Origin of the sequence: Bacillus sp. CECT 9360 (assembly GCF_918741275.1) — a bacterium.
Classification (GTDB): domain Bacteria; phylum Bacillota; class Bacilli; order Bacillales; family DSM-1321; genus Peribacillus.
In genome coordinates this window covers 1-21,337 of record NZ_CAKKNA010000003.1, presented here as the reverse complement: position 1 = coordinate 21,337, position 21,337 = coordinate 1, and the positions used below count along the sequence as shown (strand labels likewise).

General features: G+C 39.1%; 18 protein-coding genes, 1 tRNA gene and 1 rRNA gene. 13 read left to right on the top strand and 7 right to left on the bottom strand.

The features are described from left to right. The first annotated feature begins 17 nt into the window (after window positions 1-17). A complete protein-coding gene (locus LQ216_RS03970) occupies window positions 18-401 on the top strand; it encodes a YkvA family protein (RefSeq protein ID WP_230126930.1) in 384 nt (127 codons plus the stop codon). Between the two features lie 43 nt (window positions 402-444). Here the strand turns inward: LQ216_RS03970 and LQ216_RS03965 are convergent, their stop codons facing one another. Continuing rightward, window positions 445-1,815, bottom strand: coding sequence for an amino acid permease (locus LQ216_RS03965; protein ID WP_230126928.1), 1,371 nt, complete (start codon window positions 1,813-1,815; stop codon window positions 445-447). Window positions 1,816-2,140: 325 nt separating this feature from the next. Here LQ216_RS03965 and LQ216_RS03960 point away from each other — a divergent pair, with 325 nt between their 5' ends. Next, window positions 2,141-2,569, top strand: a complete 429-nt coding sequence (locus tag LQ216_RS03960) for a cell wall hydrolase (protein ID WP_117306897.1) — start codon at window positions 2,141-2,143, stop codon at window positions 2,567-2,569. 169 nt (window positions 2,570-2,738) lie between these two features. Further along, complete coding sequence (locus tag LQ216_RS03955) at window positions 2,739-3,455, top strand: SDR family oxidoreductase (RefSeq protein ID WP_230126926.1); 717 nt, start codon at window positions 2,739-2,741, stop codon at window positions 3,453-3,455. Window positions 3,456-3,733: 278 nt separating this feature from the next. Here the strand turns inward: LQ216_RS03955 and LQ216_RS03950 are convergent, their stop codons facing one another. Further along, the gene (locus LQ216_RS03950; protein ID WP_230126924.1) at window positions 3,734-4,132 is read right to left on the bottom strand and encodes a GNAT family N-acetyltransferase; all 399 of its coding nucleotides are present in this window, start codon (window positions 4,130-4,132) and stop codon (window positions 3,734-3,736) included. 168 nt (window positions 4,133-4,300) lie between these two features. Between LQ216_RS03950 and LQ216_RS03945 the strand changes: the two genes are divergently transcribed. Continuing rightward, a complete protein-coding gene (locus LQ216_RS03945) occupies window positions 4,301-5,026 on the top strand; it encodes an MOSC domain-containing protein (protein WP_230126922.1) in 726 nt (241 codons plus the stop codon). A gap of 625 nt (window positions 5,027-5,651) precedes the next feature. Here the strand turns inward: LQ216_RS03945 and LQ216_RS03940 are convergent. Continuing rightward, on the bottom strand, window positions 5,652-7,100 hold the full coding sequence (locus LQ216_RS03940; protein WP_230126920.1) for a PLP-dependent aminotransferase family protein: 1,449 nt from the start codon (window positions 7,098-7,100) through the stop codon (window positions 5,652-5,654). 130 nt (window positions 7,101-7,230) lie between these two features. Between LQ216_RS03940 and LQ216_RS03935 the strand changes: the two genes are divergently transcribed. Both LQ216_RS03935 and LQ216_RS03930 read left to right on the top strand, forming a co-directional pair. Further along, window positions 7,231-7,851 (top strand): LysE/ArgO family amino acid transporter, encoded by a 621-nt coding sequence (locus LQ216_RS03935; protein ID WP_230126918.1) that lies wholly within the window; start codon window positions 7,231-7,233, stop codon window positions 7,849-7,851. 67 nt (window positions 7,852-7,918) lie between these two features. Beyond that, window positions 7,919-8,878: a proline dehydrogenase family protein gene (locus LQ216_RS03930; protein WP_230126916.1), complete on the top strand. Its 960-nt coding sequence runs from the start codon at window positions 7,919-7,921 to the stop codon at window positions 8,876-8,878. Window positions 8,879-9,016: 138 nt separating this feature from the next. Here the strand turns inward: LQ216_RS03930 and LQ216_RS03925 are convergent, their stop codons facing one another. Continuing rightward, window positions 9,017-9,289, bottom strand: coding sequence for a hypothetical protein (locus tag LQ216_RS03925; protein ID WP_230126914.1), 273 nt, complete (start codon window positions 9,287-9,289; stop codon window positions 9,017-9,019). A 230-nt stretch (window positions 9,290-9,519) separates the two neighbouring features. Between LQ216_RS03925 and LQ216_RS03920 the strand changes: the two genes are divergently transcribed. Beyond that, a complete protein-coding gene (locus tag LQ216_RS03920; RefSeq protein WP_230126912.1) occupies window positions 9,520-10,671 on the top strand; it encodes a CapA family protein in 1,152 nt (383 codons plus the stop codon). 61 nt (window positions 10,672-10,732) lie between these two features. On the opposite strand, the gene LQ216_RS03915 is transcribed toward LQ216_RS03920, so the two are convergent. Then, on the bottom strand, window positions 10,733-12,298 hold the full coding sequence (locus tag LQ216_RS03915; protein WP_230126910.1) for a hypothetical protein: 1,566 nt from the start codon (window positions 12,296-12,298) through the stop codon (window positions 10,733-10,735). Between the two features lie 412 nt (window positions 12,299-12,710). Here LQ216_RS03915 and LQ216_RS03910 point away from each other — a divergent pair, with 412 nt between their 5' ends. The 4 genes from LQ216_RS03910 to LQ216_RS03895 all read left to right on the top strand — a co-directional run bounded on the left by LQ216_RS03910 (window position 12,711) and on the right by LQ216_RS03895 (window position 18,274). Continuing rightward, window positions 12,711-14,957 (top strand): GGDEF domain-containing phosphodiesterase, encoded by a 2,247-nt coding sequence (locus LQ216_RS03910; RefSeq protein ID WP_230126908.1) that lies wholly within the window; start codon window positions 12,711-12,713, stop codon window positions 14,955-14,957. A gap of 71 nt (window positions 14,958-15,028) precedes the next feature. Next, entirely contained in the window at window positions 15,029-15,436 is a 408-nt protein-coding gene (locus tag LQ216_RS03905; RefSeq protein ID WP_230126906.1) for a YkvA family protein, read from the top strand. 144 nt (window positions 15,437-15,580) lie between these two features. Continuing rightward, window positions 15,581-16,597 (top strand): STAS domain-containing protein, encoded by a 1,017-nt coding sequence (locus LQ216_RS03900; protein ID WP_230126904.1) that lies wholly within the window; start codon window positions 15,581-15,583, stop codon window positions 16,595-16,597. Window positions 16,598-17,173: 576 nt separating this feature from the next. Further along, window positions 17,174-18,274 carry an HD-GYP domain-containing protein gene (locus LQ216_RS03895; protein WP_230126902.1) on the top strand — a complete coding sequence of 367 codons (1,101 nt, stop codon included), beginning with the start codon at window positions 17,174-17,176 and terminating at the stop codon, window positions 18,272-18,274. A gap of 133 nt (window positions 18,275-18,407) precedes the next feature. On the opposite strand, the gene LQ216_RS03890 is transcribed toward LQ216_RS03895, so the two are convergent. Both LQ216_RS03890 and LQ216_RS03885 read right to left on the bottom strand, forming a co-directional pair. Further along, a tRNA-Ala gene (locus tag LQ216_RS03890) sits at window positions 18,408-18,480 on the bottom strand. A 102-nt stretch (window positions 18,481-18,582) separates the two neighbouring features. Next, a complete protein-coding gene (locus LQ216_RS03885) occupies window positions 18,583-19,290 on the bottom strand; it encodes an MgtC/SapB family protein (RefSeq protein WP_230127475.1) in 708 nt (235 codons plus the stop codon). 171 nt (window positions 19,291-19,461) lie between these two features. Between LQ216_RS03885 and LQ216_RS03880 the strand changes: the two genes are divergently transcribed. Beyond that, entirely contained in the window at window positions 19,462-20,358 is an 897-nt protein-coding gene (locus LQ216_RS03880) for a DMT family transporter (protein ID WP_230126900.1), read from the top strand. A gap of 758 nt (window positions 20,359-21,116) precedes the next feature. Beyond that, window positions 21,117-21,337 (top strand): 16S ribosomal RNA (locus LQ216_RS03875); the annotation flags it as partial.

Here is a 21,337-nt window from a genome sequence, read left to right as displayed (position 1 = left end):
AGGAGAAATGAGAACTGTTGCTTAAAAGAATAAATGACTGGGCAAGGGCATTGAAGAAACAGATTTTGATCGTGTATTTTTCCTATAAAGATAAGCGAACTCCTTGGTACGCTAAGATATTCGCCGCTTTAATAGTGGCATATGCCTTCAGCCCGATTGACCTTATTCCGGACTTTATCCCAATCCTTGGTTACCTGGATGATATAATAATCGTCCCTATTGGGATCATGATTGCGTTAAAATTAATGCCCGGCGACGTGCTCGCAGATGCAATGACGCATGTGGAAGACAAAAAAGGCAGTAAACCGAAAAATTGGCTTATGGCCGGGGCTGTTTTAATTTTATGGTTTCTACTGTTCTTGTGGCTCGCTCGCCTATTATATAATTATTTTTTTAGCTAAGGAAAAACACCTCCTGATCGTTTGACCGGGAGGTGTTAGCAATTCAATTTGTTCGTTTATTTAATCCGAATCCAAAGTAACAGGCTACAAGCAGGATAATCCATATCGGACCAACAATGAGGGCGATAATTGTATTTTCGGAAAAGCCCATCAGGACGATGACTAACGCCAAAAATGCTAATGAAATATAGGAACTTAACGGATATAACGGCATTTTGTATGTTATTTGCCTTTTTTCTTCTTCCGCCATTCTTCTCCGGTATAGAATATGGGAAATCAGTATCGTTCCCCATGTCCAGATGGCTCCGAAAGTAGCGATACTTGTTACCCATCTGAACACTTTTTCTGAAACGATATAGTTTAGATAAACACCGAATAGTAATACAACGGCAGAGACGATTATCGCGATGCCGGGGATCCCATTTTTTGTTGTTTTTTCAAAGCTTTTTGGAGCTTCATTTTGCTGTGCCAGATTAAAAAGCATCCGTCCCGTGCTAAAGATGCCGCTGTTACAGGAAGAGAGAGCGGCGGTAAGGACAACGAAGTTAATAATACCGGCTGCTCCTTTAATCCCTAACTGCTCAAATGTCATTACAAACGGACTTTGTTCCGGACTGATTTCATTCCATGGATAAATGGCCATAATGACAGTTAACGAAAGCACATAAAATATCAAAATACGCCAGAATACGGAATCGATCGCGCGAGATAACGCCTTTGTCGGATTTTTTACTTCCCCCGCTGTTACCCCAATCATTTCAACGCCAAGATACGCAAACATAACCATCTGGAAAGAAAGTAATACGCCTGAGATGCCATTCGGGAAAAAGCCACCATGACTAAAAAGATTGCTAAACCCCGTAGCAACACCACCATTTCCAAAGCCAAACAGGATGATCCCGAGCCCCATAATAATCATTAATACAATCGTTACGATTTTAATGAGAGCAAACCAAAACTCTAACTCTCCATATGCTTTGACTGCCAGGAAATTAACCGTTACCATGATCACTAATGCACCAAGAGCCCAGGCCCATTGCGCCGTACCAGGAAACCAGTACTGCATATAGATTCCGACTGCCGTAATTTCAGCCATACATGTTACAATCCACAAAAACCAATAATTCCAACCGGTGATAAACCCTGCGAGCGGTCCAATATAATCCCGGGCATAACGGCTAAACGAACCGGCAACGGGATTTTTGATGGCCATTTCACCAAGCGCTCTCATAATAAAGAAAATAACAAGGCCGCCAAGCGTGTAAGCTAACAAAATCCCAGGCCCCGCAAGTTTAATTGCATCGGCGGAACCAAGAAACAGACCGACTCCAATCGCTGCGCCGAGCGACATTAATGTAATATGTCTCTGTTCCAAACCTCTATGTAACTGTGACTCTTCTCTGTTGTTTTGCATACGATTCTCCTTAGTTTGAATGTTAACTGCGATGTTAATAGAAATAGAAGCTTTTTCGGAAATCGCTTTCACTTTTTAAATGATATTTTTTCATTATTTATAATAAAAATAATATTAATAAAACATTATTTTGTAAAGAGTAAAGGAGGGAAATAGGTATATATCCTTTAATATAAGGAAAATTCAGTAAAGTTTTTAAGACCAATAGTTAGTAAAATTATTTAAACATAAAAAAACATCAGCTACCATTAGTATTTTCCTTTTATGGGTCATCATTCGGGCGGGATGGAATATGATAAAGGGAATATTTAGTGGAGGTGGAAGGATGGCAGTTGTAAAAACCACGCAGACCGATATTGATTTATTGGCACGATTGCTAAGAGCGGAGGGTGAGGGAGAGGGCCAACAGGGTATGCTGCTCATCGGAAATGTAGGAATAAACCGAATAAGGGCGAATTGTTCAGATTTTAAAGGACTGCGGACTGTTCCTCAAATGATTTATCAGCCCCACGCTTTTGAAGCTGTCCAAAAAGGATACTTTTATCAGAAGCCTAGGGAACGTGAAAGAAGGCTGGCACGCCGGGCAGTAAATGGTGAGAGAATATGGCCGGCAAAATATGCTCTATGGTACTTCAGGCCACCGGGAGATTGTCCAGCTACTTGGTATAATCAGCCTCATGTTGGACGTTACAAGCTCCATTGTTTTTATCAGCCAACAGGGGCTGAGTGTGAGAATGTTTATAATACCTATTAATTTGTCTAGGAGCTGTGCTGCAGCTCCTTTTTGGTTGTCTATGAACAGATTATTTTCTTTATGGGTAAGGCACGAGTAAAATATAGTCAACTGGAGACTGCTATAAGATGTCTCAAGTATTGCAAATTGGATAGACTAATCACCAGAAATATAGAGGGAGGTTTTTACTATGTTATTGACAGGAAAACGAGTTGTCGTTGTTGGGGGCACTTCCGGTATTGGGTTGGCAACAGCTAAGGCATTCCTTGAGGAATCCGCCCAAATCATTATTGCGAGCCGTTCTGCATCGAAGCTTTCTGAGGCAAAACAGAGTCTTGGAGATGGTGTAGAAACTTATGAAGTCGATTTTCGCAGCGATGAGAAGCTGGCAGACTTTTTCAATAAAGTAGGGAAATTTGATCATTTAGTCGTTACGGCAGGGGAAGGGGCGATGGGCCAATTTAGCGACTTGCCTGTTAACGATGCAAAAGCTGCGTTTGATAGCAAGTTCTGGGGACAGTACATAACCGTTAAGGCTGCTATCCCGTTTTTAAATGAAGCAGGTTCCATCACGTTAACTTCCGGTGTGTACGGTGTGCGACCTCCTAAGGGTGCTTCTACCTTAGCGGCGATTAACTCAGCGCTTGAAGGATTGGTTCGCGGACTTGCAGTAGACCTTGCTCCTGTAAGGGTAAACATTGTTTCACCTGGAATCGTGGATACGCCAATGTACGGCGGGATGCCACAAGAGCAACGTCAGGCCATGTATAATGGTATAGCTGAGCAGTTGCCAGTTGGCCGTGTGGCAACATCTGAAGACATCGCAGAATCCTATGTCTACTTGGCGAAAAACGGATTTACTACCGGAACCGTTATCCTTATCGACGGGGGAGCACGTTTGGTATAACTTAACTGAATTTGAAGTACGGGCCGCTGCCTCTGTTAAATTGAGGAGCGGTCTTTTTCTTATGAAATTAAGAGATGTCTGTTTGAAATTTTATCAATTTCTGCATTTTTGTGTTCGGAAATTGAAAAATTATTGTTCGCATATTTATTTGTGCTCGATAAATGAAATTTGTGCTCGATTATTCAGATTTATGCTCGATTATCCAGATTTGTGCTCGATAAGTGAAAATTATGCTCGATTATCTAAATTTGTGCGATGCCAGTTCTGATCATAAGGTGTCACCGCTTGCTTGTGATTTTAAATCCATTATCAACTTTTTCAAACCCGATATGTGGATAGTACTCCATGGCAACAGGGGAAGCCAACAGCAACAAAGTTACTTCTTCACCGAGTTGCTCTAGCAGCAATCGAAGTAATTCTTTGCCAATCCCCTTATTATGATATTCTCTGTCCACTGCTAGGTCTGATAGATAACAACAATAGCTATAATCGGTTATCGCCCTGGCAACTCCAATCAATTTTCCATCATCCCAGGCACTGATAATGATATCCGCATTGTCAATCATCCGTTGAAGCCGAGGCAGGTCATCGGATGGCCGTCTAATCCCAGAAGCTTTAAACACTCTTGAAAGATCCTCTGATCCGATTTCTGTGGTTGTTTTGTATGAAATATTCAATATTCATTCCCCCTAAAATGTAATGGCTTCATTATATTTGGAAACTGATATTATGATAAGTGCCAGATATGCAATAGGGAAGGGTTTCAGTTTAAGTCAGGGCAGTCAGGGCTCCCGAGTTTTGTTATAGTAATTGTATACAAACAATCTGAAAGGTTGGTGCTCTGTGTGGACTCTATAGGACTAATAAAAGAGATCTACCGTTATCCTATTAAATCTTTTCATGGCGAGAGTGTTGCCAAAAGCAAGGTTCAGGATTATGGGTTATATGGAGACAGAAGCCATGTGTTCATAGATGAAGCGAGGCGCAAAAAATACCTGATAGCAACGTACATACCGGAAATGCTGGCTTATAAAGCGCAATTTGAAGGGGAAGAAAAAGATGATCAGTTCCCGCGCGTTAAGATTGTTGCCCCGGACGGAAGGGAGTTTTATTGGGACGATGACGAATGCCTAGAAGAGATGAAAGCCCTATCCGGCAAATCACATATCTATCAAAAAGTATACTCTCCTGGTCATGTGCCAATTGGAGCAATTGAAGAAGAACATATATTACTAGTCAATGAGGCTTCGCTAAGAAAGCTAGAAGAAATGTGGGGAAAGCAAGTCGATTTTCGGCGTTTTAGGCCAAACCTGGTTATTTCATTACATGATGACACCCCTTTTTTAGAAGACACCCTGTTCGGAAAACGAATAAAAATCGGGAACGTTATTCTTGAAATCAAAAGGCATTGCGAAAGATGTAATATTATCAATATCCAACCTGACACATTGGAAATGGAAAAGACCCTTCTAAAAACAGTAGTGAGAGAACGCAATAATTATTTTGGTGTTTATGCGACGGTCGTACAAACAGGTGAAATTCATACAAGAGATGAAATTGTTTTAATCTAATAGGATTCTATTTAAATGCAACCTTCAGGTCCTCAAAGACCTAATAAAGAAAAATTAAACACGGAAAGCCAAAGAAAATAATCTTTCTTTGGCTTTTTTATATGCTGTAATTGCAGTTTTTTTTAGTCGTTGACCGAGCTTGTTATCTTAGCCACAAACTCACTATTTATAAATCTGAAACCAGAGTGTATACAAGCCCGGACAACTATGGGTACGAATATGATTTTACTTAATAGTTTTTAATAACCATTTAAGAAGTTGTAAACTTAGCGTAAAAATCTCATACCTTACTAAATTATTATCGGCTATTTATATGATATGTTAAATGATATTTGGAATTTTTATGAAAAATTGAGAATTTGAGCTATAAAACTAGACTGGCCACAACATCAATTTAGTTTGCTAAAACTCCTTATACATCCTTGATTATATTTTTTTGGGTTCTTCTTAAATGGAGTAGAGAAAATTGATAACTTCAAGTTGCAGGAAACGATCCTACAATTTGATTTTAATGGATTTATTGAAGAAAAAGATTTAGAGCCATTTACGATTCATCTTCCAAACCGCGATAGCGAATAATTGTTTGTATGTTCGGACTCCTATCCTAGAAAAAGAAGGATAGGAGTTATTTGCTTTCAAGTATAAGTTCCGAAAGCCTTATCAGCCCTTTTTCTAACTCCGGTAAGGAAGCATACGAGTAGGACAAGCGGATATGCTGTCCGTCATTACGGTCATACACATTTCCTGGATTAAGCAAAATCCCTTCTTTTAAGGCTTTTTCAAAAAGCTTTAGAATCGACACTTCTTGCCTTAAACGAAGCCAAATATAAAAACCGCCTTCTGGGATGTTCCAGGTTGCTGAATCTGAAAAATATTTATTTAGCAGGTCAAGAGTGTAATCTCTGCGGAATTTCAGTTCAGCCCTGATCCCTTTCAGATAATCTTCATAAAAACCATTTGCAAGCCATTCGGCGACTGCATATTGTGACAGAGTGCTGGAACCATAATCTGTCTGCATTTTAATATCGGCTAACCGGTTTATTACAGGCTCAGGACCGGCGATCCATCCAATCCGCAAGCCGGGGCCCAATGTTTTGGACATGCTTCCAATATGTAAGACAAGCCCCTGGTCATCAATGGCTTTTAGAGGAGCGGGCGGCGGACTTTCAAACCACAGGTCCCCATAAACATCATCCTCGATAATTGGCAGCCTTTCTTGCTTGCAAACATTCAGCAGTTCCTTGCGTCTTCCTTCAGACATTAAAATACCTGTTGGATTATGGAAAGATGGGATCGTATATAATAAAGCTCCGTTGTGCTGTCTTTTTAAGCGACCGATCGAATCGGTTATAATTCCCGCTTCATTTAATGGGATTCCTAATAAATTCATTCCCGCCGATTGAAATACATGAACCGAATTCAGGTACGAGGGCGTTTCAAGGAAAACGGTGGAACCACGGTGCAACAAACCAAGGGATATTAAATGCAATGCCTGCAGCCCGCCCGAAACAATTAAAATTGATGAAGGAGAAGCCTTGATTCCTTTTATTTTCAGGTGCTCGCATATCATTTCCCGTAAGTGCAAATTGCCTTTTGGTTCTGAATATCCGAGAGAAAAGCTGCGTGCCGAGCCTGCTTGGAATATTTCTTTCATCTTTTCGACAGGCAGCAATTTCGGTGATAGTTCACCAGTGCCAAGACGAATGACGTCAGGGTTTTTCTCCGCCTCATTAATGTCTTGGATGATTTTGATATTGGGCTGATAGCTGCCAGACTTGACATAACTGTTCCAATCGGGCGGCGGAACGGCGGCAAGCAGGCTCCATGTGTTATTGACAATGCGCGTCCCTTGTCCAACCTTTGATTCAATCAATCCATCCGCGGCTAACTCGTCCAGGGCAAAAACAACGGTGCTCCGATTTACTTTAAATGTATCGGCAAGAGTCCGTTGCGTGGGGATCTTCATTCCAACCGTCCATTCGCCGTTCATGATTTTCCTTTTCATATATTCATAAATTTGTTGGTGCAGAGAAATCGTTGAAGATCTGCTGGGGACCCATTCTTCTTCTGGCATGAAAGATACGCTCCTTGCATTTTCTTTATATTATAATAGATTGGTTGGGATAACTGCCATCCAATTGGTTGGAGACGTAATCAAATTTATCCACTACAATGAAACCAATCAACAACCAGGAGGCGTAAACATGTTCGAAGCCATTCTTCATGGAGCCATTTTAGCATTTGGGCTCATTCTCCCGTTAGGGGTACAAAATGTTTTTATATTCAATCAAGGGGCGACACAGCCAAGATTTTTAAAAGCCTTGCCAGTTATTATTACAGCGTCGATCTGTGATGCTTTTTTAATTTCGTTGGCCGTTCTCGGAGTATCAGTCGTTGTACTTGGCTCTTTTTGGTTGAAAACAATTTTGATGACTGCGGGTATTATCTTTTTAATTTATATGGGGTTCGCTACTTGGAGAAGCAAGCCTAATAGTGAACAGCAGCAGAGAAACGAAATGCTTTCACCTAAAAAGCAAATTGTTTTTGCGATGTCTGTATCGTTACTTAATCCCCATGCTATTCTCGACACAGTGGGAGTAATTGGAACAAGTTCGTTAACATATGCCGGAGCAGAAAAGCTGGCATTTGCTTGTGCCTGCATAGTTGTTTCATGGGTTTGGTTCTTTGGTTTAGGGGTCGCGGGCAGACTCACCGGAAAACTAGATAAGTCCGGACGGTTTCTAACCGTTTTAAATAAAATTTCAGCGATTGTGATGTGGGGTACAGCTATCTATATCGGCTCATCGTTGTTAAAACAATTTTAAATTAAAACAGTGCGAGCTTCTCTTGTGTTAGAATTATTAGATAATTCATGAAAGGGGTTGGAAATTTGTGTTTTCCAAAGATGAAACTAGGTTTTCGAAAGCGCTAAAATCGGTTGCCAGAAATGAAGATATTAAAAAATACATTCAGGAATCACCGGAGTTATATCCATTATTTATGCGTGCCGCAAAACGATTTGTATCGGGGGAGAAGAGGCAGGAAGGAATCAATAAAGCAAAAGAGCTTATTGAAAAAGATTATCTTGTTTCCATAGAATACATAGGAGAAAACACCAGGTCCAAAGAGGAGTGCATCGCCTCGAATGAAGAATTTATTTCCTTGATAAGGGAGTTAGGCAAAGAAGGCATTCAATCCACAGTGTCATTCGATTTATCTCATATTGGAATGTCGATTGATCGAGAATTAGCTTTAAAACATTTAGAGGAAATGGCGCATGAAGCCAAACGGAATCATTTAAATCTCATGATCAGCATGGAGGAATCAGAAAAGACCGAACCGATATTAGATATTTATAAGCAGGTTGCTTCTTCTTATGACAATGTCGGGATTACTTTACAGGTGCATTTAAAGCGTTCTTTAGATGATCTCCATGAATTGTTCCATTATCCGGGGAAAATTAGAATTGTGAAGGGAGCTTACCAGGAGCCACTGGATATTATAATCCCACGCTCAGAAGAGCTGGACAATCGTTATTTTCAATTTATTGCAGAAAGCATAGAAGCAAACCAGTCTATTTCGATCGCGACCCACGACGAAAAACTTCTTCAGCAAATCATCGAGCGGGGATATTTAGAACATTCTACAGTGGAAGTTGAAATGCTTGATGGAGCAAGACCGGATTTAATTAAAAAAGTGAAAAACGAAGGCCATAATGCCAGAGTATACATCACTTACGGAACAGAGTGGTATTTGTACCTGGCCCATCGAATCGCTGAATATCCTCCCAATATCTACAGGGCTATTGCAGATGTTATTGAAACTTCTGAAGAGAAAGTGTCTGTTTATTAAATTGTTTTAGAATGAAAAAGAAAGCTGGGCTATTAAAGCCGAGCTTTTTCTATCTTTCTTTTAGATATTAGAAAAGCAAGTGGTTGAAATAATTTCACCGATGTTCATTTGTCACTCGCTATACCATGTAAAGAGAATTTATTTCGACTTGCCCGTTCTAGAGGCTGGCATTTTTGTAATCACGATTGGGTCATTTATGTTGGCGTTTGGAATTTGCTGGGGTTCCGGTTTGTTAAGCATACTACCGATATTTTTCGCCTCGGGTGGGAGGGGCTCGTTAACGGAATCCATCATGATAAATTTTCTTTTTGTCTGTTTGAACTCGGCTGCTTCATTATCCTCTTGATGACTGCAAGCCGGTATCGAAAGGCCTAAAATTGAAACGCATGTAATTAAGATTAACTTTTCCATCATAACCTCCCTCGTTTAGTTCATCCTTATAAAGATTTTAGCATAAGTGCTACCTGTTTGGCCTGGCTTCAGTCGATAGCTATTTAAAGAAAGTCAGACATTTTATCAAGAATCTTATTAAAAAGGCGAAACAAAATGAACAGATCCCCCGTTTAACAAGTATAGTAAAACTGCCAATCATCGGGAAAAAAGTGATTGCTAGTTTAAATGATGAAGGGGTCTGGAGGATCATGGGCAGTGAAGAGAGCGGGAGAAGAAAGACAAGAGTAAAACGCAAGCGAAGGCGATTGAAAAAATCAGTTCGGCGCTTTCTTTTTGCTATTTTTATGATTGTATTGTGCCTTTTTTTCTACAATAACAATAAAAATGGTAAGACTGTCACCAATGGAGTTGGTACAAGGCAAACCGAGCTTGAGGGAAAGAAGGAAATTAAAACGGAAGAAGCATCCATTACAATAAGTGCAGCAGGTGATTTTACCCTCGGAACGGATGAGAATTTTGCTTATACAGATTCTTTCCCGGATGAGGCTTCGACAAATGGACTTCCTTATTTCGTGAAAGAACTGGGTGATATTTTCAAGGAGGATGACCTGTCGACCGTTAATTTAGAAACCACACTGACGAATGCCACGCAAAGAACGGAAAAGAGGTTCAGCTTTAAAGGAGACCCGTCCTATGCTGAAATTCTTGAAATTGCTGGCATTGAATCCGTAAATCTTGCAAATAATCATACCTTCGATTATCTGCAAAAAGGTTATGATGATACACTTGCTGCATTGCAGAACCATAAGATAGGTTTTTTCGGATATGAAACCCAGTATGTAACGACAATTAAAGGAGTTAAACTCGGAGCCTTAGGGTATCAGGGCTGGGAAGATACTCCAGAGTTGCGCAGCATCATCGAAGAGGATATTGAAGAATTAAGAGAACAAGATGTAAGCATCATTCTGGTTCATTTTCATTGGGGCACAGAAAAAAGTTACATGCCGAACGATACGCAGCAGTCATTGGCCCGCTTCGCGATCGACAGCGGGGCTGACCTTATCTTAGGGCATCATCCCCACGTCGTTCAGGGTATAGAAGAATACAACGATAAATTTATAGTGTATAGCCTTGGCAACTTTATGTTCGGCGGTCACAGCAATCCAAGTGACAAGGATACATTTGTGTTCCAGCAAACGTTCCAGTTGAAAAATGGCGAACTCTCCAACCGAAAAGAGCTTAAAATTGTGCCGTTCTCTATTTCATCCGTTACCTCCAGAAATAACTATCAGCCGAAACGATTACACGGTTTTGAAGCCGAAAGAGTGAAGAAGAAAATCATTGATCTGTCCAATCAAATTAATGGATCGGACTGGGTTGAATATGAAGCCAGCCAATAATTGTTCCAGGCAGCCCCATTATAAATAAAGAAAGCCGCCTGGAATTCTGGCGGTTTTTCATTTATTCAAACTCCATATATTCCAAAAATGGTGGCTCTTTTAAATGGTCGGTTTGTTCAAGGATCGTATAACAAAACTCACCGTAATCCAGTACATATATAGGAAAAACAATCGAAGCTTCGCCTTGAGTATCATAAATGACAATATGCTCTTTCTTAACGAGCCCAAAAAGCCCGCCTTTCATTGATTCAATTGTCACTTTTTTGATTTTGTGCAAAGGAATGGTTTTCGTTTCATTCGGTGTTGACACAAAAAGCTGTTTTCCTTGTATTTTGACGTGGTGCTTTTGATGGTTCACTTCAAAATGGATTTCATTTTCATCTTTTTCTTTTTCTGTGTTTCTGCGGTTAAAGAATCGTTGCTTATGTTCTTCAACTGTATAGGCGTTAAAAGGCTCTAACTCTGTGTATGTCTCGTCCCACATAAATATTGGATCTTCACCTTCTTCCAGATTAAAGGCGCCTACCCATGCCGCAAACTGGTCGTCGTTTGCTTCTACTTGCGCTAAGTAGTATCTGACCGGTTGTCCATAATTGTTTTCCGTTTCGAGCTGATCCATTAACTCTATTTTTTTTGCGTATATTTCTTGATCGTTTTCATAAAGCAGATGAAAAAATAAACGGCTCTTTGCAGCGTGAGTTTGTTTATCTTTAATCGGATTAAGATGATCTTTCCGGATATCTAACAGATTGGAATGAAAAGTGCCAGCTGATTCAATATTAGTGGCACAATGCGTAAGGACATCTTTTGTCACCGGTAAGTCCCTTTGAATGCAGGAGATAGCCGCTCTTGCGTTCAAGGTTGGATCTTTATAAAACAAGGCATCTTTAAGAAATTGTTCCGTTTCATCTGAAAAATAATAAACAAATAAATCTAGTAATAAATCCAACCTTTCCCTTATCTCAAGATATTTGTCTTGCCATGAGCAGTAGACATGCTTTGGATTATAGTCAGATTCATATTCTTTATATTGCCTTAAGGCCACTTGATAATCTGCAACAAGGATAGGGAGAATTTCTTTTTGTTTAAACTGATAAAAAACATCCTGGGCATGCAGGTAGGAAAGTAGGTGATAGAAATCTAATTTGTAAGTCGTATTGTTGATATAGGTATAAAACTTCTCCATGACCCTTTTTGCAAGCATTGGTCTTTCCATTAATGAATCTACAGGGATGATCGCAGTGTTTACGTCTAGATTTCTTTCCAGGATTTCAAAGAATGCCGCGATGCTTCGTTCTTCCTCGACTTCTAGTAAAAAATCCACGGCTCTTTGTTTTCCAAATAAGCTAAAATCAGCAAAGTTTTTCACGATGGCATCACTTAAATCAGGGCCGCGAAAATCAGAGACAAAGTCGATCAGGTAGAAGCTCGGTTCATCCCACTTGTCTACAGGCTTAGGAAAAGGGTTTGCAGCGGTTTCAATAACTTGGATAAGTACGGCTGTATCCAATCCGTTATGATTATTTTCTTTTAGCCCATTCAATTCATTCAATGCCTCATAACGGAGGTCGGGGTCTTCATTGACCACTCTTTTTAAAATACCTTTAACCTGGGATTCAATTGACATGATCATCTCACCTCGGGGAGTAGACTTTTGATAATCTTATATGCCGTTCATATTAAATACAAATACTTTTTTCTGTTTAGATATGATAAAGATTTCTACATAAAAAGAGATATCGTTCGCAATAAAAAAATATCGCTGTATTGAAAAAAAGAAAGGATAACCGATATATTTGAAAGGGTCATATAACTACTTCTTAGTATATTGGACCCTATATAAGGGCAAGTGTTCTTATACCAAGAAATTGATTGGCTTACAGCTTGAAAGAGAATTTTCTTGAGTGGAATCATCCTAATTTCAGAAGGCACAGGTACTATCTATGGAGAAACTAAAAACACATCGTTGGTTGTATTTTACTATGATTTATGTTGTGAGCTATTATACTTGGCTTTTTGTCTGGCGAGGAGACGAATCGGTGAGCATATGGGGTGGAAACCAATTTTCTTTAATAGCCCCACTTATTGCTTCTGTGTGTTTAGCTAACAGTTATAAGAACGAATTAAATAAAACAAAGAAGACTTTTTGGCTTCTATTATCTGCAGCTTACTTTAATTACTTTATTGCGGAGGCTGTGTGGAATTATTATGAACTTATCTTAAAAGTGGATGTGCCTTTTCCTGGATGGACAGATTTGTTTTATTTACTGTATCTTCTTTTTTTTCTGATTGCTATTATTACAACCTTACAAAAAAATAGAAACACTTTTAGTTTTATCCGTTTTTTATTTGATATTAGTATCATCATGTTTGCCGCATTTTCGTTAAGTTGGCACTTTGCTATATTGCCTATTATATCGCAAGTGGATTCATCAGCCTTTTCATTGCTTGTTTCCGTCGCTAGTCCAATTGGCAATTTGATTCTTCTATTTGGCGCTATGAGTATTTATCTAAGCAACTCTTTTTTTCACAAACGAGAGTTTTTTTATATTTTTTTCGGCCTTATTATTATGGTAGGCACTAATTCCATATATAGCTTTTTAACAACCAATCAACAATACTCATCAGGGAACTTAATTGATCCATTGTTTTCCCTGGCCATTTTATTAGTAGGGACTTCAGGGCGGAATGGATCCATCCAGAAAGAGGAAGCCCGTATCAGCGGCAATACGTTAAATGCAGTAAAACTGCTATTATCGTATATTAGTACCATTTTACTGTTTATCGTTATGGTTATTCAAAATCAAGTCATAAACAGTCTGGCTATCGGGTCGGCTCTAGCCATTCTATTAATCATTATAAGGCAGGTCGTAACCATTCGTGAAAATCATCATTTGCTCGATCAGTTAAGTGATCTGGCAGAAAAACTCGAGCAAAAGGTGGAAGTTAGAACAAGACAGCTGAACCGGACCAATCAGCGGCTGAATCAAGCGATTCAAGAGTTAACTCATGTCGCTTATCACGATGTGTTGACAGGTCTCTCCAATCGAAGGAAGTTCAAAGAGCAGCTAGAGAAATCAATCGTGGTGGCAAGTAAAGAGAAGAGCAAATTTGCTTTACTTTTGTTGGATCTGGACCGTTTTAAAACGATTAATGATACATTAGGACATGAGATGGGGGATCTGTTGCTTAAAGAGGTAGGCTCCCGCCTGAGCGATTGCGTAGGGGAAAGAGGCATGGTTTTCCGATTAGGCGGGGACGAATTTACAGTCATCCTTCCTGATATTGAAAGAAATGATCCGGCAAAGCTGGCAGAAGAGATTCAGCAGTGCATAAGCTCGCCTTTTCTTTTGGAAGGACATAAGCTTAGGACGGCAACCACCACCGGGATTTCCATTTTCCCTGACAATGGAGAAACGATTAAGGTCTTATTGAAAAAAGCAGATACCGCTATGTATAAAGCTAAAGAACTGGAGAAGGGGAATTTTCAGTTTTATAAAGATGGAGACGAGTCAATCAATTCCTTCAAAATTGTTTTGGAAAATGATCTTTATGAAGCTTTAGATAGGAATGAGCTTGAGATTCATTACCAGCCACAAATGGATATGCTAGAGAAGAAAGTAATTGGTGTAGAAGCTTTGGTCCGCTGGAATCATCCCAAGCAAGGCATGGTTTTTCCTATGGATTTCATACATCTTGCTGAAGAAACTGGTTTGATTGTTCCAATCGGTGAGTGGGTATTAAGAAATGCGTGCGAACAAGTTAAGGATTGGCAAGAGCAGCAGCCGGATCTGACTCTCAGTGTAAATATTTCCCCACGTCAAATTTTCCGTGAGGATTTCGATCAAGAGGTTATGGACATATTGGAAGAAACGCAGTTTGAACCTTCAAACTTAAACCTGGAAATCACAGAAAACATATTTATGTACAGTATGGAAAAAGTGAATGCAAAACTTGATCGATTAAAAGAAGCAGGAATCCAAATTTCCATTGATGATTTCGGCACAGGCTATTCTTCACTAAGTTACTTAACAAGATTACCGATTACAAGCCTTAAAATTGATAAGATGTTTATTAAGAATATGCTTACCAAAAACGAAGATTATGCGGTAGTGAAGGCGATCGTGAATATGGCTGAGACTTTGGGTCTTCAGGTAGTCGCAGAAGGGGTTGAATCAGAAGAGCAAATGGACAGTCTCATTCAACTTGGATGCTACATTTTACAAGGCTATTTGATTGGTAAACCTGAGCAAAGTCCGGATTTCACTTTTACAGATAAGGATTGACCATAAATAGTTTAAAGATGATAAAATAGTTGAAGATTATACTATTTGTTAGTTTAAGGGGGTTTATTTTCATGGTACACGCTAATGAACCAGAAACAATCGATAAACTCAAGAATTCAGAAAAACATTATTCAGACGAGAAATTTTGGAGTAAATTAAAGAGATTTGGAAAGAAAGCCGGTTCATCAGTGGTTTACGCCGTTTTACTTCTTTATTATACCTTGCAAAAACCGGAAGTGCCTGCAAAGGTAAAAGCGACGATTATCGGAGCATTAGGTTATTTCATACTCCCACTAGATTTAATTCCGGATCTTGTGCCTGGGATCGGATTTACCGACGATTTAGGCGCGGTGGGACTAGCACTCATTCAAGTGGCGATGTACATTGATGAGGATACGAAAGATAAAGCAAAAGCGAAACTAACAGAATGGTTTGGAACGGACGTAGACACATCTGAGATAGACGGGAAAATTATATAGTGTAAATGGTGGTGCCAGGGTGTAAAGCCCTGGCTTTTTTATATTTTCCAGAGAGAAGCTTCAATAGTTGAACTATTAATCGTTATCATTTATTATTTTTTATAATCATTTAAATGAACGAAATCTATCAGGGGGACCAATCGCATGTCGGATCCAAAAGTTCGTGTACAGGTTAATACTAATGAGTTTATTTGGGATAAAAGCGAAGGCTTATTTACGTTTGACGGAGCACCTGCCCTGTTATTCTGGGATTCTGCGATTGAATTGTTTTTGAAAACGATTGAAGAAGTCTCAGGCAGCGACGTTTCCACTACGGTATTTGAAGCTACCGGTTTTCGTATGGGACATTTGGTTAGTACGTATTATGCAGGTCGGTTCGACATTGAAGAAATCATTGATCAATATAAAGATATATACCGAAACGCCGGTTGGGGTAAGGTCACGATTGCTTATTATTCTTTAGAAGAGAAAAAAGTAATCGTTCAGTTAAAAAATAGCTGGGAGCACCGAATTTTTAAATTAATGGATAAAGATCAGGCAGGGGTGCTTTTGCCAAGCCATTGGGCCGGGGTTTTCAGCGGACTGTTTCAAGAAAACATGTGGTATAAAATAAATCAAAGCCAGTTAACGGGCCATGACTATGACGAAATTGAGGTTTTTGCATCATCAACTACGCCATCAAAAAACATTCATAATTTAACGAGACAAAAGGAACAAGAACATATAAACGCTCTGGAGGCCAAGGTTGAACAAAGAACGGAAGAACTATCATCACTTATTAGAGACCTGTCATCACCCGTCATCCCCGTATTAAAGGATATTCTTGTCATTCCGCTCGTCGGTAAATTTAATGAAGAGCGCTTTGAAGAATTAATGCAAAAAGCTCTGTATGAATTCTCCAGGCATCAAGCTAAATATATGCTTTTCGATTTGACAGGAATCAAACACTTTGACGAATTCACGATTCAAGGCTTGCAAAAAACGATACAAGCAATTAATTTAATCGGAGGAAACTCTATTCTAGTAGGCATATCTCCATCTCTCAGCATGGCAATTACCAATTCGAATGTCGATATGAGCGGCATTACATTCTTTTCTACTTTGCAGCACGGTGTTCAATACGCTCTCGAACAAAACGGATTTGATATAATAGAAAGATAGTAGCAGACAACGCAGGGGAACATTATTAAAGGCCTTTATTGCTGACCTCGATTTAACAACCGGGAAAAAGTCGATCAAGGAGATTATCGCTCTCTATTAAAGGAAACATAAACATACTTTTCACCATTACCTCGTACAGTGAAATCTTGCCAGAGCAACCTATTAGGTTGCTCTTTTCTTTACTTAAGATGTCTAAAAAACGTCTCTCCAATGGAAAGACGTTCGGTTTGATACAGGGAAATAAAAACAGTTAATTTAAAATAAAATATTAATCTTCGTTAGTCCAGCCTTTGCCGTCACATGCCGGACAGGTATGTTCGCCGCTTCCACCGCAAGCATAGTTTAGAAATCAATTTCAGTATCTAAAGGGGAAGCAGACACCATGGGTGACCACAAAAATTATCAGGAATTCCTGAAAAGGTATTTGAAAAAAGATTCCTTCTATATATGTCAAGATAAGCTGACAAAAGGAAGATTTCTTAGAATAACTTAAAATTTGGAGAAATTTACCGAAAATAAAAGTAAATCATACATATCAGTTCCTTAAATAACTTTTGATAGGAGGAGATATAGAAAATGCGTTCAATAAACTTAGACAGCTGTCAACCCGGGGTTTTATTAGGTAAATCGATTTACAATGAAAATGGACAAATACTATTAACAAAAGGAATTGAACTAACAGACAGTTTAATAGAAAGATTAATACGATTAAATATTTTTACCATTTATATAGAGGATGAAGTATCAGAAGGAATAGAAATAATCGAGTCTATACCTGAAGAGTTACGTTCAGAAGCTGTAAATGTAGTAACAGAAGGATTAAATACAATCGCTGAGTTAAATACATCAAATGTAAAGGGTATGATTAAAACAGGAAGGGCGATAAGAACTTTTCAAAAGATATTTAAAGATATCCTGACTTCTTTAATGGAAAACCGACAAGCGCTAAATTTACTGGCCACGACAAAGGTTCAAGAGAATTATGTATATACCCACAGTGTAAACGTGGCCATATATGCTTGTCAGATGGGAATTGAGAATGGTTTCCCGTTAAAAAACATTGAAGAGCTAGGGTTGGGCGCAATGTTGCATGATGTCGGTAAATTGTTTATAGCACCGGAGATTTTAAATAAACCCGGGAAGTTAACGGAGAAAGAATACGAACTTGTTAAATCGCATACTGATTTAGGGTTCGATATTCTTAGAAAGGTTCACGAGATCCCTTTGCCTGTATCTCATTGTGCGCTTCAACACCATGAAAGAATCGACGGATCCGGATATCCTAGAGGTTTAGAGGGAGACGAGATACATCGTTATGCAAAAATCTTAAGTATTTCAAATGTGTTTGATGCCGTGACAAGTCACCGGACATATCGACGTGCCATCTTGCCACATAAAGGCCTGGAGCTGCTTTATGCTGGGAATGGGACTGAGTTTGACAGCAGACAGCTTGAATTGTTTAAAGGTTGTATTGCGATATATCCTCAAGGAATGACCGTGAAATTAAATGATGGCAGGACTGGAATCGTAACTGAATATAGCTTCAATGCAGTGGGACGACCTATGATTAGAATTATTAATGATGAAGAAGGACAACAAGTAAAACCATATGAAATTGATTTGTATGCTAATGAAAATTTAACAGTTGAGATTGTTGGAGCAGACACTTTGCTATAATAAAATTTTTCTAATTTCTAAAATTATGGTCTGTAGCCTTATTAGTAAATCTCATTGCAATACTTGATATCAGAAAAACTACCGAAAACTAAAAAAACGCTTAGAACCTTTACGGCTCTAAGCGTTTTATGTATGGAGCATAGCGGGATCGAACCGCTGACCTTTTGGCTGCCAGCCAAACGCTCTCCCAGCTGAGCTAATGCCCCGGATAAGTCACAAGATTTATTTTAGTCATTTTTAAGAAAAAGTCAATATGCTTCTTTAAAAAATAAAAATCCGTTTGAAGCTGCTCAAACGGATTTTTTTATTTACAGATTTTCGATTTCAACCTTAGCGATTTCATCAAATTGGGATACCGCATAATAGACATCGGTTGTTTTGCGTTTTCCGTCAACTGTTATGCGCAGATGAACCGAATGTCGGTTTTCTTCAAGATCCTTGATCCTGATATTTTTCACTAAAATTTTTTCTTCATTGATTTGGGACATTACCTTTGCGATATCTTCCTTCTTGTGAATCATCAGCTTCAGCATAATCTCTTTTTGCCGTAATTGCTTGGGTCCGATTAATTTTAAGCTATACGGAATAAATTCAACGCTAAGCATTAACAGGATTACCCCGAATATTGCTTCAATATAAAAACCAGCGCCGACCGCAATCCCAATTCCAGCTGCTCCCCAGATAATCGCCGCCGTCGTTAATCCCGAGATACTATTATTATCTCGGCGAAGAATAACCCCGGCTCCCAAGAAACCAATACCTGATACAATTTGGGCAGCCAGACGCAAAGGATCCATCGTTATATTTACATCATCGCTCCCAGGAAACATATAAGCTGATTCAATTGAGACAATTGTCAATAAACAACTTACAATAGAAATAACTAACGTCGTTTTTAATCCGGCGGGTTTTCGTTTCATCTCCCGCTCGAGTCCAATAATTAGACCTAGAATGGCAGAAATGCCAAGCTTTAATAATATCTGAATTTCTAATTGAGGGTTAAATGCCCAATTCATATCCATAACAAACACCGTCCATCTCACAATATTAATGACTCCTGCTGATTTTGCATTTTTTTTAATACCCTAAAAAGAAATGCTTAAATCAATAAACTTAAGCTACATTGTACAACACTTGTTGTACACTTATATATAGAATTTTACGGAATAGTGGGAAAGGGTTGTTGTATGCAAGAGCCTAAATTTAATCCATATTTAGCGTTAGCAATAGGAGTCGCATCCGTTTCAGCTTCAGCCATTTTGGTTAAGGCTTCATCAGGATCATCAGGGGTCATCGCGTTCTATCGTTTATTGTTTACCGTGCTGCTTATGCTGCCTTTTTTCTTAGTAAAGAACGTTTCCGAATTAAAGATGCTCAGTAAAAAAGATTTCTTTCTTTCTATTATAGCGGGAGTTTTCTTAGCATTTCATTTTATATTGTGGTTCGAATCGTTGAATTACACATCCGTAGCCAGTTCAACTGTCCTAGTTACACTACAGCCGCTATTTGCTTTTGTCGGGGCGTTTTTGTTTTTCAAAGAACGGTTTTCGGTCACGGCTATCATTAGCGGAATCATTGCTATTGCAGGCAGTCTCATCATCAGTTGGGGAGATTTTCAAATCAGCGGGCTCGCGTTATGGGGAGATATCCTTGCCTTAACAGCATGTGCTTTGATTACAGCTTACCTATTATTTGGACAAGCAGTCAGGAAAAGAATTTCATCGACGACGTATACCTTTGTTGTGTATGGAATAAGTACGATTACTTTATTTCTGTATGTTCTGGTATCGGGAGAATCTTTTGGGCCATACCCGGCCATAGATTGGATTTATTTCATCCTGCTTGCTGTGTTCCCGAACCTTTTAGGACATTCCTTGTTTAACTGGTCGCTGAAATGGCTGAGCACGACAACGATTTCGATGGCAATTTTAATGGAGCCAGTGGGAGCTTCGATCTTAGCTTACTTTATATTGGACGAAAAGATCATTTGGACTCAAGCATTAGGCGGCATTGTCATAATTGCCGGGTTAATGCTGTTCCTTAGGGATAAAAAGAAAGCGGAAGCTGCTGAGAGTTCACTTTGATGTCGAGAAAGCAGTAAGCTTGGACTGGCCTACTGCTTCATTCGTGAAATGATATAAGAAAAGCGCTGATATTGAATGCCATTGATATAGATCCGATGTCGTTTCTTTGACACTTCTTCTATATAAGTTGAACTAAAGATTACGCATTAATAAATTTTTGGCTCATTTAAGCTCCAACAGGATAGGCCGGGGAGAAAGCGAGCTTTCTCTCGGCCTATCCCGTTGGAGCAACCTTTCAGCTTTGCTGAAAGGCATGTGAAACTCTAGTTTCACATGAATGAGCCAAAATTAAATCATTAATTCAACTTATATATACAAGATAATATTCTGTTTTTGAGGGAGTATGCTGATAACCTGAATTCGATTGCTTCACTTCTTAATTATTTAAGCGATTTGCTAACTTGTATGATGATGAAATTCATATTCCAAAAAGAACAAAAAATATATTGCAAACATATTTTTTACGTGTTATATTATCTCTTGTCGCTAAGTAAGTGGCCTGCTAGTTTTGAAATAACTTTAAAAAATTATTTCAAACAAGTTGTTGACATAGCAAGCTAGAAATGCTATGATATTAAAGTCGCTTCTGAGAGAAACGACAACGAAATTGCTCTTTGAAAACTGAACAAAACAAAGCGCCAACGTTAATTTTAAGTGAGCACACACTTTAAAAGCAAATGGAACATCGACTAAGTTCGTCACGTCCTGTGACAACGTCGATGCCAGCACATCCATGTGCAAGTGAGCAAGTCAAACATTCTTCGGAGAGTTTGATCCTGGCTCAGGACGAACGCTGGCGGCGTGCCTAATACATGCAAGTCGAGCGAATTTCAGGGAGCTTGCTCTCTGAAATTAGCGGCGGACGGGTGAGTAACACGTGGGTAACCTGCCTGTAAGACTGGGATAACTTCGGGAAACCGGAGCTAATACCGGATAGATTCTTTCTTCACATGAAGAGAGAAGGAAAGACGGTTTACGC